General features: G+C 64.9%; 20 protein-coding genes. 18 read left to right on the top strand and 2 right to left on the bottom strand.

The features are described from left to right. The first annotated feature begins 12 nt into the window (after window positions 1-12). The 18 genes from K5607_RS01580 (at window position 13) to K5607_RS01495 (ending at window position 14,120) form a co-directional block, all read left to right on the top strand. Window positions 13-978: a major capsid protein gene (locus K5607_RS01580; protein WP_221048012.1), complete on the top strand. Its 966-nt coding sequence runs from the start codon at window positions 13-15 to the stop codon at window positions 976-978. Between the two features lie 2 nt (window positions 979-980). Continuing rightward, a complete protein-coding gene (locus K5607_RS01575; RefSeq protein ID WP_221048011.1) occupies window positions 981-1,319 on the top strand; it encodes a hypothetical protein in 339 nt (112 codons plus the stop codon). Then, window positions 1,319-1,747 carry a phage protein Gp36 family protein gene (locus K5607_RS01570; RefSeq protein ID WP_221048010.1) on the top strand — a complete coding sequence of 143 codons (429 nt, stop codon included), beginning with the start codon at window positions 1,319-1,321 and terminating at the stop codon, window positions 1,745-1,747. Before K5607_RS01575 ends, K5607_RS01570 begins: the two co-directional genes overlap by 1 nt. A 2-nt stretch (window positions 1,748-1,749) precedes the next feature. Then, complete coding sequence (locus K5607_RS01565) at window positions 1,750-2,298, top strand: phage protein Gp37 (RefSeq protein ID WP_221048009.1); 549 nt, start codon at window positions 1,750-1,752, stop codon at window positions 2,296-2,298. An 8-nt stretch (window positions 2,299-2,306) separates the two neighbouring features. Next, window positions 2,307-2,528, top strand: a complete 222-nt coding sequence (locus tag K5607_RS01560) for a DUF2635 domain-containing protein (RefSeq protein WP_054775075.1) — start codon at window positions 2,307-2,309, stop codon at window positions 2,526-2,528. 3 nt (window positions 2,529-2,531) lie between these two features. Beyond that, window positions 2,532-4,019 carry a phage tail sheath subtilisin-like domain-containing protein gene (locus K5607_RS01555; RefSeq protein WP_221048008.1) on the top strand — a complete coding sequence of 496 codons (1,488 nt, stop codon included), beginning with the start codon at window positions 2,532-2,534 and terminating at the stop codon, window positions 4,017-4,019. 11 nt (window positions 4,020-4,030) lie between these two features. Continuing rightward, window positions 4,031-4,396 carry a phage tail tube protein gene (locus K5607_RS01550; protein WP_221048007.1) on the top strand — a complete coding sequence of 122 codons (366 nt, stop codon included), beginning with the start codon at window positions 4,031-4,033 and terminating at the stop codon, window positions 4,394-4,396. Between the two features lie 23 nt (window positions 4,397-4,419). Continuing rightward, complete coding sequence (locus tag K5607_RS01545) at window positions 4,420-4,707, top strand: hypothetical protein (RefSeq protein WP_156302802.1); 288 nt, start codon at window positions 4,420-4,422, stop codon at window positions 4,705-4,707. 462 nt (window positions 4,708-5,169) lie between these two features. Next, entirely contained in the window at window positions 5,170-6,987 is a 1,818-nt protein-coding gene (locus K5607_RS18165) for a phage tail tape measure protein (protein ID WP_221048006.1), read from the top strand. Window positions 6,988-6,990: 3 nt separating this feature from the next. Beyond that, window positions 6,991-8,403, top strand: coding sequence for a DNA circularization protein (locus K5607_RS01535; protein ID WP_221048005.1), 1,413 nt, complete (start codon window positions 6,991-6,993; stop codon window positions 8,401-8,403). Then, the gene (locus K5607_RS01530; protein WP_221048004.1) at window positions 8,396-9,427 is read left to right on the top strand and encodes a phage baseplate assembly protein; all 1,032 of its coding nucleotides are present in this window, start codon (window positions 8,396-8,398) and stop codon (window positions 9,425-9,427) included. The genes K5607_RS01535 and K5607_RS01530 overlap by 8 nt, the downstream gene beginning before the upstream one ends. Further along, window positions 9,427-9,945: a phage baseplate assembly protein V gene (locus K5607_RS01525; protein ID WP_054774591.1), complete on the top strand. Its 519-nt coding sequence runs from the start codon at window positions 9,427-9,429 to the stop codon at window positions 9,943-9,945. Before K5607_RS01530 ends, K5607_RS01525 begins: the two co-directional genes overlap by 1 nt. Beyond that, window positions 9,942-10,406, top strand: coding sequence for a phage GP46 family protein (locus K5607_RS01520; protein WP_054774592.1), 465 nt, complete (start codon window positions 9,942-9,944; stop codon window positions 10,404-10,406). Before K5607_RS01525 ends, K5607_RS01520 begins: the two co-directional genes overlap by 4 nt. Next, a complete protein-coding gene (locus K5607_RS01515; RefSeq protein ID WP_221048003.1) occupies window positions 10,403-11,482 on the top strand; it encodes a baseplate J/gp47 family protein in 1,080 nt (359 codons plus the stop codon). The genes K5607_RS01520 and K5607_RS01515 overlap by 4 nt, the downstream gene beginning before the upstream one ends. Next, window positions 11,479-12,093 carry a YmfQ family protein gene (locus K5607_RS01510; RefSeq protein ID WP_054773484.1) on the top strand — a complete coding sequence of 205 codons (615 nt, stop codon included), beginning with the start codon at window positions 11,479-11,481 and terminating at the stop codon, window positions 12,091-12,093. The genes K5607_RS01515 and K5607_RS01510 overlap by 4 nt, the downstream gene beginning before the upstream one ends. Beyond that, window positions 12,090-13,007, top strand: coding sequence for a hypothetical protein (locus K5607_RS01505; protein WP_054773483.1), 918 nt, complete (start codon window positions 12,090-12,092; stop codon window positions 13,005-13,007). The genes K5607_RS01510 and K5607_RS01505 overlap by 4 nt, the downstream gene beginning before the upstream one ends. Before the next feature lie 10 nt (window positions 13,008-13,017). Next, the gene (locus K5607_RS01500; protein WP_054773482.1) at window positions 13,018-13,644 is read left to right on the top strand and encodes a DUF4376 domain-containing protein; all 627 of its coding nucleotides are present in this window, start codon (window positions 13,018-13,020) and stop codon (window positions 13,642-13,644) included. A 65-nt stretch (window positions 13,645-13,709) separates the two neighbouring features. Continuing rightward, entirely contained in the window at window positions 13,710-14,120 is a 411-nt protein-coding gene (locus tag K5607_RS01495) for a DNA adenine methylase (protein WP_217994945.1), read from the top strand. 86 nt (window positions 14,121-14,206) lie between these two features. On the opposite strand, the gene K5607_RS01490 is transcribed toward K5607_RS01495, so the two are convergent. Together K5607_RS01490 and K5607_RS01485 are read right to left on the bottom strand one after the other, a co-directional pair. Further along, window positions 14,207-14,626, bottom strand: a complete 420-nt coding sequence (locus K5607_RS01490) for an MlaD family protein (RefSeq protein WP_082411493.1) — start codon at window positions 14,624-14,626, stop codon at window positions 14,207-14,209. A gap of 59 nt (window positions 14,627-14,685) precedes the next feature. Next, entirely contained in the window at window positions 14,686-15,534 is an 849-nt protein-coding gene (locus K5607_RS01485) for a bestrophin family protein (RefSeq protein WP_054773480.1), read from the bottom strand. Between the last annotated feature and the right edge of the window lies 1 nt (window position 15,535).

The raw sequence follows: 15,535 nt of genomic DNA, 5'->3' as shown, positions 1-15,535 counted from the left end.
GAGGAACCCGCTATGTCAGGAAATACCGCACCCTTTACCGTCCAGCCGCGGCTGACACAGATCGCCATGGCGGTCCGGCCGGAAGGCATGATTGCCGACTTGGTGTCGCCGCGCCTTCCCGTTGACGGGGAAAAGTTCATCTACAGCCAGTTGGGCGTGGACCAGTTCTTCACCGTACCCGACACGCGCGTAGGCCGTACTGGCGCGCCCAACAGCGTGGAGTTCTCCGGAACGGATATCACGGCCAGCACCGAGGATTACGGCCTGCAGGCGCCGATACCGAATAAGGACATCAACAACGCCAAGAACACCAATTTTGATCCGCTGGGCACGGCGGCCGAGGGGACGTCCATCTTGGTGGACTTGGCCCGCGAGGCGCGCGTGGCCAGTCAGTTCACAGCCCTGTCCAACTACAACGCTGCCTATCGCACCACGCTGACCGGCAACGACCAATGGAGCGACAAGACCAATTCCAACCCAGGGGATGCGATTCTGACCATGCTGGAATCCATGCTGGTGCGCCCGAACATCGGCTGGATGGGGCGGCAGGTTTGGACGAAGCTGCGCCAGCATCCCAAGCTGGTGGCGGCCGTGATGGGCAAAATCGGCAGTACGGCCGTACTGGAAGCGGCGGGCAAATTGGATCGCCGCGCAGTGGCCGACTATTTCGAGCTGGACGATCTGCTGATCGGCGAAACCTGGGTCAACACCGCCAAGCCGGGCCAAACCGCGTCCATGAGCCGCGCCTGGGGTAAGGACGCTGGGTTCTGCCGCATCGACAAAAACGTGCGCTCCGTACGCGGTTTCTCGTTGCCGACATTCGCCTTCACCGCGCAGTGGGGCCAGAAAATTTCCGGCACGATCAACGACCCGAACATTGGTTTGGAGGGCGGTGTATGGGTGCGCGTGGGTGAGCACGTCAAGGAGCTGCTGCCCTACGCCGACGCCGGCTGCCTGTTCAAAAACGCGGTGGCGTAACCATGGGTACCTACATCGCCCTGGACAACCTCAACAACGGCCGCCACCTGCCCGGCGACGCCCTGGAACTGAGCGACGCCGCGGCGGAGTCGCTGCTGCGCTTGCGCGTAATCCGTGAGGCGACGCCCGAGGAATTGGCCGCAGCGCGCACCCCGGCGGAGCCGCTGCTGCAAGTAATCGACCAGACAACCGAGGAGCGAGAGGAGCCTGCCGGCGGGAGCGCTAACGCCCAGGGTGGCGACGACGCGGCCGGCGCAGATGGCGCCATGGAGGGCGGCACGGAAGCAACCGATACCCCGGCGCCGGCCGATGCCGCGCCTAAAGCGAAGGCCAAGCGCTGATGGCCACGCTCATCGACCAAGCGTTCCTAGTTGCCACGTTCGGGCCGATCGAAATGGCACAGCTGGCCGACCGCAATGCGGACGGCCAGCAGGACGTCGACCCGGTGGGCGAGGCTATCGCCATGGCCGACGGCCTGGTGATGGGGGCGCTGGCGTCGGCCGGGCTGCTGCCGCTGCCCGATCCGCTACCGGCCGGCGCTGCTGCAGTGCTCAAGGGATACGCAGCCGACTTGGCCCGCGAGCGGCTCTACGGCGCAGGATGTCCGGAAGTTGTCAGGAATCGTGGTAACGATGCGCGCGCCTGGCTGAAGGCGCCGAAGATTTTCGGTCTCTCGCCCGCCCCGGCCAGCCCCCTGGGCAGCGCCGGCATGCCGGCCCATACCGCGCCGGCGCGCGTGTTCGACGACGCCGGCCTGGAAGGGTTTTAACCATGGCCATCGCCGCTATCGCCGACGCCCTGGAGCAAACCGCCCGCACCACGCTGGGCGGCACGGTGCGCCAAGTGGAGACCATCGAGGCGTGGACCGGCGCCGTGCTGGATCGCATGGCGGCTCATGCGCCGGGCGTGTTCGTCGCCTACACGGTGGGAACCGCGCGGGATGCCTCGGTGCTGATCGTGGATAGCCAGTGGAGCGTGTTTGCCGTGTCCCGCCATGCCGGCCGGGCGGCTGCCGCATTGCGCGGCGGGCAACAGGAGATCGGTGCCTGGACCATGGCGGAGCTGCTCGGCGCGGCCATGCACGGCCTGCGCGTGCCGGATGTGGCCACCGTGGAGGTGCAACGCATGGCGCCCCAGGTCGATGAGTGGACGGTGAAAAACGGCCTGGTCGTCTATCGCCTCACCCTGGCCGCACGCATATCCCTGCCGCGCCAAGTGGATGCATCCCGGATCGGCGATTTCATCACGTTCCACGGCGAGAGCGACGTCGGCGGCGACGCGCCTTTCGTCAGCGAATTCAACCTGCCGCAAACGCCCTAGGAGCAACAGTGGACAAACTCTTCCTAAAGCCGGCGATCAATCCGGCCACCAATGCGCCGTACCTGATCCGCATGCCGGAAAACAGCCACCAGCACCTGCCGGCCGATGGCACCGTCGTGCCGAATAACCGCTACTGGCGCGAGCACCTTAAGGACGGCAGCGTGGAGGTGGTCGAACCCGCTAAAGCGCCCGCCAAACCGAAAGCCGAACCCGTCAAGCAGGAGCAATAAGCCATGGCCGAAGCGATCGCCCCCGTTATCGCCTTCAACGAAGTCCCGGATCAGTTACGCATTCCCGGCGTCTGGATCGAATTCGATGCCCGGCTGGCCGGCCAGTCGGTATTCGCGGCCAAGGCCTGCATCATCGGCCAGCGCCTGAGCACCGGCACGGTTGCCGCCGGCCAACCGGTGCGCGTGTCCGCCAACGGCGCGGCCACCGACGCCCTGTTCGGCCGCGGCTCCATGCTGGCCGAGATGGTCAAAGCGGCTAAAACCGCTCGTCCCTGGCTGGAAATATGGGCCATCGGCCTGGACGATAACCCGGCCGGTGTCGCCGCCAAGAAAAAGCTGGCCATCACCGGGCCCGCCACGGAGGCGGGAACATTGAACGTCTATATCGGTTTCTACCGCGTGCAAATCGCCGTGGCCGCCGCCGATACCGCCGATACCGTCGCCGCCAGGCTGGCCGCCGCCATCAACCTGCTCACCACCTGCCCGATGACGGCGGCGGTGAACGGCACCAACGCCAACGAAGTCGATTTGACCTGTCGCTGGAAGGGCGAAACCGGCAACGATATCGACGTGCGCGTGAACTATTACAGCAGCGACAAAACGCCGGCCGGCCTCTCGCTTACCATCACCTCGCCCGTCAGCGGTAGCGGCAACCCGGACATCACCCCTGCCATCGATGCCATGGGCGACGATTGGTACTCCTGGCTCGCTTGCGCCTATACCGACGGCGCCAATATGGCGAAGTTTGAAGCCGAGCTGGGCAGCCGTTTCGGACCCATGCGCGCCATCGGCGGCCGGCTGTTCACCGCGGTCGCCGGTACCCATGCCGCGATCGGTACTTTCGGCAACGCGCATAACAGCCCGCACATCACCTGCATGGGCGCCGGCAAAAGCCCCACGCCGCCCTGGATATGGGCCGCCGCCTACATGGCCGAGGCCGGCCACAGCCTGGGCATCGACCCGGCGAGGCAGCTGCGCGGCCGCGTCCTGCAAGTCGCCGCCCCGGCCAAGTCGGACCGCTGGGACAACACCCAGCGCAACGAGCTGCTGTACGACGGCATCGCCACCAGTACCGTCGACGCCGACGGCACGGTGCGCATCGAGGCCGAGATCAGCATGTACCAGACCAACGCCGGCGGACTGGGAGACGATGCGTGGCTCTTCATCAACCGGCCGGAAACGCTAGAGCGTATCCGCCTCGAGCAGCGCCACTACTTCACCCAGCGTTATCCCGACTGGAAACTGGCCGACGACGATTACGACGTACCGCCGGGGCAGCCGATTATGCAGCCCAAAAAAGCTGTCGCGGAGCTGATCTTTTTATACCGCACCGTGTTTATGCCGCGTGGCTGGTGTCAGGATCTGGAAGGCTACAAGCAAACCCTGCTGGCCGCCGTGCACCCCACCAACCGGGACCGATTGGATGTATACGACTCGCCGAAGCTCATCAACAACATGCGCCTGTTGGCGGCGCACACCGAATTCCGCTAAGGGGGTAAGTCATGACAGCAAGCAACCAGGTCACCGGCCGCGCCAAGGTCAACGCGGGCGAGTTAGGCGAATTGGCCACCGAAAAGGGTGCGACGTTCACCGAGGGTGGCGACAAGCGAAACGAAAAGCCCGCCGATAACGGCCGCACCTATTTCAGCAAAGAAACCGAGTCCCCAGCGCTCTCCATTAAGGTTTTGTCTCTGCCCGGTATCAGCGAGAAAAAATTGCGCGCCATCGAGGGCGCCACCGTGCTGTTCGAGGCAGACAACGGCAAACGCTGGATGTTGGTGAATGCATTCACCAAAACCGCCAAATTGAACGTCGCGGACGGCGCCTACGACGTGGAAATGTCCTGTGAAATCGTGGAGGAAATGTAATGGAAACGATAACTGGAACGTTGGTGAAAGGCCTGGAAATCAAGGGCGAGCGGGTTCTCGACTACGAAATGCGCGAGGCCACCATGGACGACGTATTCCAGGCGGAAATGGTGGTCGGCAGCGATCGCCCCATAAAACTCCAGGCGGCGATTATGGCGCGGCAGCTGGTTCGGATGGGTGAGTACCGAGGGCCGTTTACGCCGGGAATGCTCGCCAAGTTAACTCAAGCCGATTTCCGCACGATGCGAAACACGCAGGAAGAATTGGTGGCTCTGGGGGAGCCCGAAAAAGGCGAGCAGCAGGATATTTGAACGGCGTCCTGATCCTTGCAGAAAAGACGGGCTGGTCCCGCACCGAAATCGGCGCGTTACCGGCCTGGGAATATGAGTATTACCTGAGTGTGCTGATCCAGAACGATGGGAAATAAGCTGGAAGTCGCTGTCGTACTCACGGCCAAGGACCATTTGTCCGGGCCGGCGGCGACTGCCATGCGTGGTCTGGCGGGTGAGACGGCGAAGGTCAAATCCAGCACGGATAATCTGAGCGGCAGCGCCAAGCGGGCGGGCGACAGCGTGACGCGGCTGGGTAGCGATGCATCGCGAACCAAGGTCCAGCTGTCCGCCATGGGAGCCGGTGGCTCGGCTGCCATCGGCGCTATGGCGAACCGGACCAAGCTGGCCGACGAAAGCATCACCCGCTTGGGCACCGACGCCAGTCGCGCCCAAGCCAAGCTGTCCGCCATGGGAGCGGCCGGCTCCAGTAGTCTGCATGCCATGGAGCAGCAAGCCAAGCGCACGGACGCCGCCGTGCAAAGTGCCGCCAAGTCGTCAAAGTTGCTGCAAGGGGCGACCGCCACGGCAGCCGGTGTGGCCGCCGGCGCATACACGCTGGCCCAGCCGGTGAAGCGCACCATGGACTATGACCTGCGGCTGGCGCATATGGCCAACACCGCATTTTCGGATAAGGATGTGGCCGGCCGCCGGGCGGGTATGTCGGACTTGGATAATGCCATCAAGGCGGCCGTGCGCGCCGGCGGCGGTACCCGCGATTCTGCGGCGGACGCGCTGGACACCATGATAGGGTCCGGCGCCCTGACGGCGGCAGAGTCGAAAAGCAAGCTGCTGGATGTGATGAAGGCTTCGACCGCTTACAACGCAAGCGGTGAAGAGCTTGCCGGCATTGCTATCCGTGCCAAGCAAACCTTTGGCATCGACGACACCCGCGCGGTATTCGATATGGCCGGCGCCGCTGGACAGGCCGGCGGGTTCGAACTCAAAGATATGGCCAAATGGCTGCCAAGCCAGATGGCCGCCGCCCGCTCCCTGGGTATGAGCGGGGAACGGGATTTTGCCAAACTGGTGTCCGCCAACCAGGCGTCGGCTATCACCGCCGGCAGCAAAGACGAGGCCGGCAACAACTTGGTCAATCTGCTTGCCAAAATCAATAGCCAGGACACCAGCAAAGATTTCGCCAAGCTGGGTTACGACCTCACCGGCAGCCTAGCCCTTCACCGTGCCCGCGGCGAGGACTCCCTCACGGCGTTTGTAGGATTCGTGGACAAGATTGCCGCCAAGGACAAGCGGTTCACCGATCTCAAGGCGAAGGCCGCCGCTACCACCGGCGATGAGCAAAAGGCGGCGTTGCAGGGCCAGGTAGAAATTCTCCAAAGCTCTGCGGTCGGGCAGGTCATTCAAGACCGCCAGGCGCTCATGGCGCTGGTGGGGCAAATGAACAACCGCCAATACGGCGATACGGTGCGCGACAAGGCGCTGGCTAGTCGGTGGAGCGCGGACAAGCCTGGTGCTACGGATACAAACTTTGACGTTATCGGCGGAACTGCCTCATTTAAAACCACGCGACTGAGCAACGAAAAGGCGTTTGCCGAACAGGACGCCATGGGCGGCTTCAACAACGCACTGGGCGATGCCGCCGACAAGCTGGCCGATTACGCCCAGCAATACCCCGGCCTGTCCACCGCCACGGTAGCCGCCACCACGGCACTCACCACGCTGGCCGCCGCCGCCGGCGCGGCGGGCTTGGCCAGCACCGTGATGGGTGGCGGTAAAGATGGCGCCAAGGGCGGCTGGCTCAAATCCATAGGTGGCTTCGTATCAAAATTAGTGGGCGGCGGCGGCGGCGCGGCGGCTGCGGGCTTTACAAGTTCCCCCGCAGCCATGCTGGCAGGCGCCGGCGCCGCCGGTTACGGCATAGGCACACTGGCCTATGACTACGGTTTGTCGGGTACGCCAATGGCGGACGCCTACGCCCGTGGCGGTTCCCGTGTGCTGGCCGCGTTCGGCAATAAGGATGCTCAGTACAACGTGGAGCACGGCGCGCCCGTCGATACCGCCTCGCTGCTCAGCCGCGTTGCTCAACATTTGCCCGGTGTCGGACTGGCCATGCAGGTGTCGCAAGCCGCTCTGGGCAAGGCGAGCGCAGGCCCTGCCGCACCGCCTGCGCCGGAAGGACGCCTGGTCATCGAAGTGCAGGGCCCAGGCGTGGTCAAAGACATGTCGGCCACCGGCATGGAATTGAACGCTAAAGGCGGCGCGCCCAACGCACGCGCCGGCGCGCATTTCCAGGGAGGCTGATCCGTGGGATGGCGTGAGGAAATGCTGCCCGGCTCCCTGGACGACGTGCCGTTTTTCGTCGATGCCGGCGGCGGCAAATACGGCCAGCGCCAGGCCGTGCACGAATTCCCGCTGCGGGACGAGCCATTCGTCGAGGAGCTGGGCCGCAAGACGCGCCGCTTCACTATCACGGCGTTTGTCATCGGCGAGGACTACATGGCCGCCCGCGACCGGCTCATCGCCGCCGCCGAGGCCCCAGGCCCGCACCGCCTGGTCCATCCCTGGCTGGGCCGCCACAGCGTGTCGGTTGAGGATCTGGACGTTTCCCATTCCACTCGCGAGGGCGGCATGGCGACGTTGCAGTTCTCGTTCCTCGAAGGCGGCACGGCAGCGCAGCCGGCGGGGACGCCGGACCTGTCGGAGTGGACGATCCTCAAAACCGGCGAAGCCCACTACGAAATCCAAACCGCATTTGAAAAAGCAATAAGCGCCGGCGACTTGGCCGGCGCCTTCACCGGCCAGCTGAGCAGCCTGGTCGGCACCCTCGATGGCGCCATCACCGGCGTGGTGGCGGCGCTTCCGGCGCCGCTGGGATTTGCGTTGCATGCCGCGCTGAACATGGGCGAAGCCGCGCTGCTGGGCCGGTCGCCCCTGTCCGCTGCCATGTCCGCCGTGGTCGGCGGCAGTTTTATCGGCGGGCTGGTGCATGCCGCCAGCGGCACTACGGGGCTATTGGCCCGCGCCCTGGAAATCGGCGCGTCCGGTCTGCTGCGGCCGGACGCTACCGACCGCCTGCGCGTGTCCGGCAACCTCTACGGTGGATCGCCCGTGGCGGTGGCCGCCCACGCGACGTCGGTCGCCACGCCACCCACGGTGTCCACCTTCAGTAGCACGCCGCTCCCGTTTTATACGCCGCCGCCCGCAACGCCCTTGCGCGCCATCCAGGCGTTGGAGCCGGCGCCGGTGTGGCCGGCCACCAGCGACCGCACGCCGGAAAAAGTGGCGGCCGCTACCAACCAGGCGACGGTAGCCAATGCCCTGGCCCAGATCGTGGTGGTGGAGCAGTGCCGGCTGAGCGCCGCACTGGAATACGCCACTCAAAACGACGCCGCCGCAGTACGCGATTACCTCTGCCGCCGGCTGTCCTCCCTGGGAGCGGTGGCCGACGACGGCGTTTATCACCGCTTCCAGGAGCTGCGCGCGGCCGTGCATGCCGACCTATCCGAGCGGGGCAGCAACAAACAGCGCGTGGCCACCATCGTGCCCGCCACTACACTGCCGGCGCTGGTGCTCGCCTACCGGCATCACGGCGACGCGACCCGCGAAAGCGACATCCTCTCGCGCAACCCTCGCGTTTCCCACCCGGGATTTGTGCCCGGCGGCGAATCGCTGGAAGTGTTGGCGCCACCCGTCGCCGCGAGGGCCGCCCATGCCTAACGTGGTGTTGAAAATCGACGGCACCGAGTGGGCCGGCTGGCAGCAAATTCAAGTGGTGCGCAGCTTGAGACAGGGGGCGGACACGTTTGAGCTGGCCCTTACCGATCGCTGGGCCGCCGGCGCCCGGCCGCGCCCGATACGCGCCGATGCCGCGTGCCAGGTGTTGCTGGATGGGCATGTGGCCATCACCGGTTACGTTTTCGAAGTCTCGCCCAGTTACGACGCCGGCAGCCACTCCATAAAAGTCTCCGGCCTGAGCAAGGCCGCCGATTTGATCGACAGCAGCCTGCCCGGCCAGCAGTGGAGCGACCGCACGCTGCTGCAGATCGCCCAGGAGCTGGGCAAGCCGTTCGGCATCAACGCAACGGCCGAGGCCGGCGCCGACAAGAAGATCGCCCGCGCGGTGCTGGAGCCAGGCCAAACCGTGTTCGGATTTCTGGAAGAGCTGTCGCGGGCACAAGGCGTGCGATTGGTGAGCAAGCCCAACGGCGGCGTCGCGTTCGTCCGCGCCGGCGCGGGCAACGCCGCCGTTGCCCTGGTACTGGGCGAAAACATCAAGGCGGCCAGCGGCCGGTTAAGCACCGAAAAGCGCCACTCACAATACCACGCCCTGGGCCAGCACGCCGGCTCCGATTTATGGAACGGGACCGATGCCGCCCACGCCTCCGCCGTGGAAAAAGACGGCCGCATCCGCCACCGGCCGCTAACGCTGATCGCCGACGGCAACGCCGACGGCGCGGACTGCAAAACCCGCTGTGCCTGGGAAAAACAACGTCGTTGCGGCGAGAGCCAGACCGCCACCTACACCGTGCAAGGCTGGACCTGCGGTGATGGGCTGTGGCAGCCGAACACGTTGGTGCAGATCCGCGATCCGTTCCTCGGCATCGATGACCGCTGGCTGATCGCCCAGGTGACGTATTCCATAGGGCCGGAAGGTTCGCAGACGGAACTCGAGTGCACGCCGAAAGAGGCATTCGACCTGAAGCCGGGCAGCGGCAAAAAAGATAAGGCGTTGATTTGGTGATGGACAGATTACTCGCTCCCCTCAAACGGCGGCTGCAATTGATGATCACGCGCGGCGTGGTGAGCCTGGCCGATTCCGACACGATGATGCAGGCGCTGCAAGTAAAGGGCGTTGGCGGTTTGCCGCTGGAGTCCGTTGAGCATTGGGAACCTTACGGATTCACCGCGACGCCCCATGAAGGCGCGGAAGCGCTGCTGCTCGCCGCCGGCGGCCGCGTCGGACATAAGGTCGCCGTGGCGGTGGCCGACCGGCGCTACCGTCCGCGCGAGCTGAAAGCCGGCGAGGTGGCCATGTTCAACAGCGCCGGCGATCTGTTCATTTTCCGGGACGGTCGTCTATGTGAGCTGACCGTCGGCACCAAAGTCACGATCACGGCACCGGAGGTGGTGGTAGCGGCGTCTACCAAAGTGACGCTGGACACGCCGCTGGTCGATATCCCTAACGGGGACCTGCGCATAAAAGGCATGTCGGTGTACCACCACGCCCATCCCAATACCGGGGAGCCGGTACACCCATGAGGGATTTCGCCCTGGAGCAAGGCGAATACGGCCAGTGGCGCCTTGCCGCGCTCGGCGTGGACGATACCCTGCGCTCGCTGGTGATCGCCAGCCTGTTCACCGACCGCCGCCTGATCCCCACCGATCCGCGTCCCGCGCACGTGGCCGACGAGATCCTCGAGTACTCCGGCGGCTGCTGGGGCGACGACTATCCCAGCGACGGCGGTACGCCCGGCCCGCAAGCACGCCCGCGCGGATCCCTGTTGTGGACGCTGCGCCGTGCCAAACAGGAGGAGGAAACGCGCAGACTGGCCGTGCTGTATATCGACGACGCCCTGCGCTGGCTCATCGCCACCGGCCGCGCCACCGACGTCGCCGTGGACGCCTGGTGGCATCGGCCGTCCGTGCTGGCCGCCAGCATCGTGATTACGCAGCCGAACGGCGATACCTGGCAACACGATTTCACCATGGGGACAACATGACATTTCAACGTCCCGACCTGTCGACCATCCTGCGCCGCGTCGCCACCGACATGGAGGTGATCGGCGGCGTACCGGCCGACCAATACAACGCCGTGGCCGAAGGCATCAAGCAAGCGATCGCCGGCGCCAGCCACACGCTGCATGGCCACATCGATTGGGCGTCGGTCCAGTTCCACCCCTATACCGCGACCGGCAAAGAATTCGAGCAGCATGCCGCTGTGTTTGGCGTGGCCCGCCTGCCGGCCACCGCCGCCGGCGGCACGGTGCGGTTTACCGGCACCACCGGCAAGGTCATCCCCGCCGGCACGCTGTTGCACAGCCGCTACGGCTACGACTACGTCACCGGTGCCGAGGCGACCATCGCCGCCGGCACCGCCGATGTGTCGGTCGTTGCGCTGCTCGCCGGCGTCGCTGGCAACCTGCCGGCCACCGAGACACTCTCGCTGGTGTCGCCCGTCGACGGGGTCAAGGCCACCGCGACCCTGCTGGGCGACGGCCTGACCGGTGGCAACGACATCGAAGGCTACGACACCATGCGCGTACGCTACCTGCGGGAGGTGCAGGAGCCGGTCAAGGGCGGCACCCGCCTGGACTATGTGACCTGGGCGCTGTCGTTTCCCGGGGTTACGCGGGCGTGGGCCAAGAGCCTGGCCATGGGCGACGGCACCGTCACGGTGCGGTTCGCCATGGATAACAAATATGCCGATGGTATTCCGCTCGCGGCCGATGCCACCGCCCTCTACAACTATTTGGAGCCGCTACGTCCGGCCGGCATGTCCGGCCTGACCGTGGTGCCGCCTACGCCGGCGCCGCTCAACCCCACCATCGCCATCGCCCCCAATACCACGGCGGTGCAGGCCGCCATCGAAGCGCAGCTGCGGGAGCTGCTGCGCGACGAGGCGGAGCCGGAGGAAGGCACCGGCAAAGGCCGCGTGCTGATTTCCCACTTGCGCGCTGTTACCTCCCAGGCCGCCGGCGAAGCGGACAATGCCTGGGTAGGCCCGACTGTGGATGTCACGCCTGCGGTCGGCAGCATCGTCACCCTCGGCACCATCACCTGGCAGACCAAGGCATGACAGCCACCGACTACCTGGAACTGATGCTCTCGCTGCTGCCCAACGGCCAGCTCTGGGACGATCTGCGCCAGCCGGGCAGCGGCGTGTACGAGCTGCTCTCCGCCCTGGCCGAGGAATTCGGCCGCGTCGACGCCCGGGCGCGGCAACTGCGAAGCGAGATGGATCCGCGCTATGCCACGGAGCTGCTGCGGGAGTGGGAGGATTTCGCCGGCCTGCCCGATCCCTGCACCAACGCCAAGGCGGTCACGCTGCAGGAGCGCCGCGCGGCCGTGGTATCGAAGCTCACGTACCGCGCCGGGCAAACGAAGGCGTTCTATGTGGGGCTGGCAACGGCGCTGGGCTACAGCATCACTATCATCGAGTACGCACCCTGGGTGTGCGGCCTCAGTCGCCTGGGGACCGATACGCTCTGCGGCGGCCACAACGTGCGCCAGCACTGGCGCGTGCGTGTCCACGGCCCGCGCGTCGGCCGCTTTCGCACCGGTACCAGCCAGTGCGGCATCGACTTACTGACAAAGATAAGCCGCGCCTACGACCTGGAATGCCGCTTCAAGCGGAACAATCAGGGCCACCGCAACCTGCACTTCACCTATGAGGGAACCCGCCCATGAAATACGTCCCGCCGGTCGGCGCCACCGACCCCAACGCCGGCTACGTCACCGGCGATCCGGCCACCGACACCGAGGGTAGCCCCGTCGCTGCCGAGGCCATCGAACACCCGATGCGCGAGATCGTCAACGCCATCATCGCCCTGGGGGGCACCCCGGATCAGAACGATTTGACGCAGCTGGGGACGCTGCTGTTGGCCAAATTCTCTACCGGCGTGCTGCCGCTTGCTGCGCTACCGTATCCGACGATTGCGACGGCCGACAACCGCCTGGCGGTCACGGCCGCCGCCGTGGCCGGCTCCGGCGGCACGGTATCGATCGGCGCTGGTACCCGCCTGTCGCTGGCCGAGGAGATCACTGCCGGCATCAACGGTCGAATGCGTGAGTGGGTCACGCCGGCGTTTACCAGCGCGGCGCTTGCCGTCAGTTCGACCTACTATCTGCGGGCGCAGATTACGGCCGGCGTTTTGTCGTTGTACGTGACCAAAGGGGCTGATTCGGATGCGCTGGTATTGCCCGCCGGGCTGCGCGGTACGCCTAACGCCTCCGCTGGTGGCGGATTCGACTCTACCGCGCTCGACCTGTTGATCGCTCGTGTGGTCACGGGCGGCGCTGGCACAGCGCCAACAATCACGACGCTCGCAAACTCGTGGCGCCTGACCGCGCAGTTCATCGGGGGATTCGATTCGACTGCTAATAGCAATGGATGGTACCCGCACACGTTGAACTGGGCGCGGACACCGAAAACACGTGGTCTTTCCTCGGTAGGCGATATGTCGTCCCTCGGATTTACCACCGATATGTTGCAGACGATAGGCACTACGCGCTATCTCGTATCCGTGTATTCGGCGGGCTACGACAGTAGTGGCTACAACTGCTATTTCAAACCGGCCTATGTGGCCGAACTGGCTGCATAAGGGGGGGGGGATGCATTTATATAGGGTGTTTGATGCCGAGTCCGGAGCGTGTCTCTATGAGGCGCGCGGGAATTTCGGATTCGATCTCGGGCAAATCGCCGTCGCCGAGACGCCCGAGACCGCCGGCATACCATTGCAGTATCTCCGATATCAGGCCGACACCGACACTGTGACCATCGACGTGAGCGGCGACCCTACCGTCGCGCTGGTGGACGGCCAAATCGTCCCATCGCTGGAGGCGGCGAAGTTGACTGTGCGCGGCAAGCTGCGCGAAGCGTGCCGCACCGCCATCACTGGCGGCATCGCCTGCGACGCGCTGGGTGCGCCCCACCAGTATCCCACCCAAAACTCCGCCGAAAATCCGGATCAGCTAAACCTGTGGGCGGTCTACAACCGCGCTACCCAACACGGCGATGCCGGCGGGCCGTATTGGATCGTTTGTCAGGATGTCGCCGGTGCCTGGGACGCCCGGCCGCACTCCGCCGCACAGGCGATTGCGGTCGGCGACGCGGTCGATGCGCATGTCCAAGGGTGCCGCGCTCAACTGCGCGAGTTGCTGGCGTTGCTGGATGATCCTGGCACGGATACGGCGGAGAAAGTGGCGGCCATCGTGTGGCCCGCTGCAACTGCCGAGTAATTTAGGAGGGAGCGGCAACGGGTTGTTGGAGCAATCCGTTGCCGCCTAACCCACAGACGATACCTGTGAGCCAGACATTCGGCACGGCGACGACGTCGCCGCCGAAGCTGAATCTACTGCGGTTGGAGGAAGATCTGTCGGCAGCCCATCTACGCCTGAGCCGCACCTACGTTGAACATCTCGACTGGGCGACATGCGTCGCCAAGTACGACCGGCCGCACACGCTGTTCTACTGCGACCCGCCGTACTGGGGCACGGAAGGCTACGGCGTCGATTTCGGTCTGGAGCAATACAATCGCTTGGCCGAACTGGCGAAGTCGATCAAGGGGAAGATGCTGATCTCGGTGAACGACATCGCCGAAATGCGCACGGCGTTCGCCGGACTGTCGATGGAAACGGTGGACATCACCTATACAGTGGGCGGCGGCAGGAAGGGCGGAGCGAAACGGCGGGAGCTGATCATCCGCAACTGGTAGCCACGATTGCTGCCGTTTCTACTATATGCAATTCTGTTGCCGTGCGCGCAACGCCCAGTAAGCGCATTTATCGCGCCGCTGACCGTTCATTTATCGCGCGCGGCTTCATTGAAAATCTCCCCCCAAGGAAACACCCCTTCCAACCCACGCCGGCTGCGGCCATCCACCACGGCGCCGTCAGCCAGCGCCTTCCCCCCGCCGGGATGTTCCACTTCGACGCGCTGGCGGCCGGCTTGGAGGGGATCAGCCCCCAGGTAAAAACGGGTTTCCGTGGTAGCCGCGGCGCGGTAGTCCGGATCGATGTGGATTTGCGCCAAAAACACGCCGTCCTTGGTGTATTCCACGCCGTCCACCTGCCCGACCTTACGGTCGCGAAACACCACGGCGTCGCCGGCCTTGAGGCCGTCCACGCGGTCGAAGCGGACGCTCAATTGCAGGGATTGCTCCAGGCAACCGGCCAACAGCCAAAGGAGGGGGGCGAGAAGCGCCAAGCGGTGGGTTGCCATGGATAGCTCCGTAGCGCGGACGTTAAAGAATCGGGGCGGACGATCAGCAGGCGGCGCGCCTAGCTCCGGCACTCCACCGTCAACGCCTCGTGCACATTGCGGCGAATGGTTTCGGCGATCTGTTCGGTAGGCAGGTCGTTGGCATCGTCGCCGAACGGATTTTCCACCTCCTCGGCGATCAATTCCAAGCTGGCCAGCACATAAAACATGAAAGTGGCGAGCAATACCGACCAATAATGGAACTGCGGCACAAAGCAAAACGGCATGCTGACGATGTAAGCGAAGATGAACTTCTTCAAAAACAGGCTGTAGGAATACGGAATGGGCGTTTTTTGGATGCGCTCGCAGGCCCCGCACACGTCGGTGAAGGCGGTGATGTCGCCGTTGAGGCACAGCAGCTGCTCGCCGCTGATGTCGCCTTGACGGTAAAGCCGGTTCAATTCCCCCAACAAACGCGCCGCCAGCTGGTTGGGGCCATGCCCCGCCGGCATGGACACGCCCGGCGGCAACCGGCCGCGTAAATGGTGAGCCAGCGTTTGCGCATAGTCGCCCATCAAACCGGCCAATACGGCGCGACTGTCATGGCCCTTCGGCAAAAACGCATCCAGCTTCAACGCCAGGTTCCGCGATGCGTTGACCAGGGCGCCCCACTGCCGGCGTCCCTCCCACCACCGTTCGTAGGCGGTGTTGGTGCGGAACACCAGCAGCAGGGAAATCACCAGGCCCAGCAGGGAATGCACCACCGGCGTGCCGGCAAGCCACCCCGGCAGCCAGACCACATGCACATAAGCGATGGCGGCCGTGAACAGAGCGATGCTCACCAAGGCCGGCAACAGAATGCGGAAGGTATCGCTTTTGTGAAAGCGGAAGATCAGGCCCCACCAGGATTTCGGATTGTAGTTGACCATC

Origin of the sequence: Methylogaea oryzae, assembly GCF_019669985.1 — a bacterium.
Taxonomy (GTDB): Bacteria; Pseudomonadota; Gammaproteobacteria; order Methylococcales; family Methylococcaceae; genus Methylogaea; species Methylogaea oryzae.
The sequence above is the reverse complement of the archived record's forward strand: the minus strand, read 5'-3'. Positions and strand labels throughout refer to the sequence as shown.

Bases quoted from the DNA above. Each gene is read 5' to 3' on its own strand.
- K5607_RS01575 (WP_221048011.1), top strand. From the start codon at position 981: ATGGGTACCTACATCGCCCTGGACAACCTCAACAACGGCCGCCACCTG.
- K5607_RS01580 (WP_221048012.1), top strand. From the start codon at position 13: ATGTCAGGAAATACCGCACCCTTTACCGTCCAGCCGCGGCTGACACAG.
- K5607_RS01500 (WP_054773482.1), top strand. From the start codon at position 13,018: ATGCATTTATATAGGGTGTTTGATGCCGAGTCCGGAGCGTGTCTCTAT.
- K5607_RS01530 (WP_221048004.1), top strand. From the start codon at position 8,396: ATGCCTAACGTGGTGTTGAAAATCGACGGCACCGAGTGGGCCGGCTGG.
- K5607_RS18165 (WP_221048006.1), top strand. From the start codon at position 5,170: ATGGAGCAGCAAGCCAAGCGCACGGACGCCGCCGTGCAAAGTGCCGCC.
- K5607_RS01555 (WP_221048008.1), top strand. From the start codon at position 2,532: ATGGCCGAAGCGATCGCCCCCGTTATCGCCTTCAACGAAGTCCCGGAT.
- K5607_RS01520 (WP_054774592.1), top strand. From the start codon at position 9,942: ATGAGGGATTTCGCCCTGGAGCAAGGCGAATACGGCCAGTGGCGCCTT.
- K5607_RS01515 (WP_221048003.1), top strand. From the start codon at position 10,403: ATGACATTTCAACGTCCCGACCTGTCGACCATCCTGCGCCGCGTCGCC.
- K5607_RS01505 (WP_054773483.1), top strand. From the start codon at position 12,090: ATGAAATACGTCCCGCCGGTCGGCGCCACCGACCCCAACGCCGGCTAC.
- K5607_RS01550 (WP_221048007.1), top strand. From the start codon at position 4,031: ATGACAGCAAGCAACCAGGTCACCGGCCGCGCCAAGGTCAACGCGGGC.
- K5607_RS01485 (WP_054773480.1), bottom strand. From the start codon at position 15,534: ATGGTCAACTACAATCCGAAATCCTGGTGGGGCCTGATCTTCCGCTTT.
- K5607_RS01565 (WP_221048009.1), top strand. From the start codon at position 1,750: ATGGCCATCGCCGCTATCGCCGACGCCCTGGAGCAAACCGCCCGCACC.
- K5607_RS01490 (WP_082411493.1), bottom strand. From the start codon at position 14,626: ATGGCAACCCACCGCTTGGCGCTTCTCGCCCCCCTCCTTTGGCTGTTG.
- K5607_RS01525 (WP_054774591.1), top strand. From the start codon at position 9,427: ATGGACAGATTACTCGCTCCCCTCAAACGGCGGCTGCAATTGATGATC.
- K5607_RS01510 (WP_054773484.1), top strand. From the start codon at position 11,479: ATGACAGCCACCGACTACCTGGAACTGATGCTCTCGCTGCTGCCCAAC.
- K5607_RS01570 (WP_221048010.1), top strand. From the start codon at position 1,319: ATGGCCACGCTCATCGACCAAGCGTTCCTAGTTGCCACGTTCGGGCCG.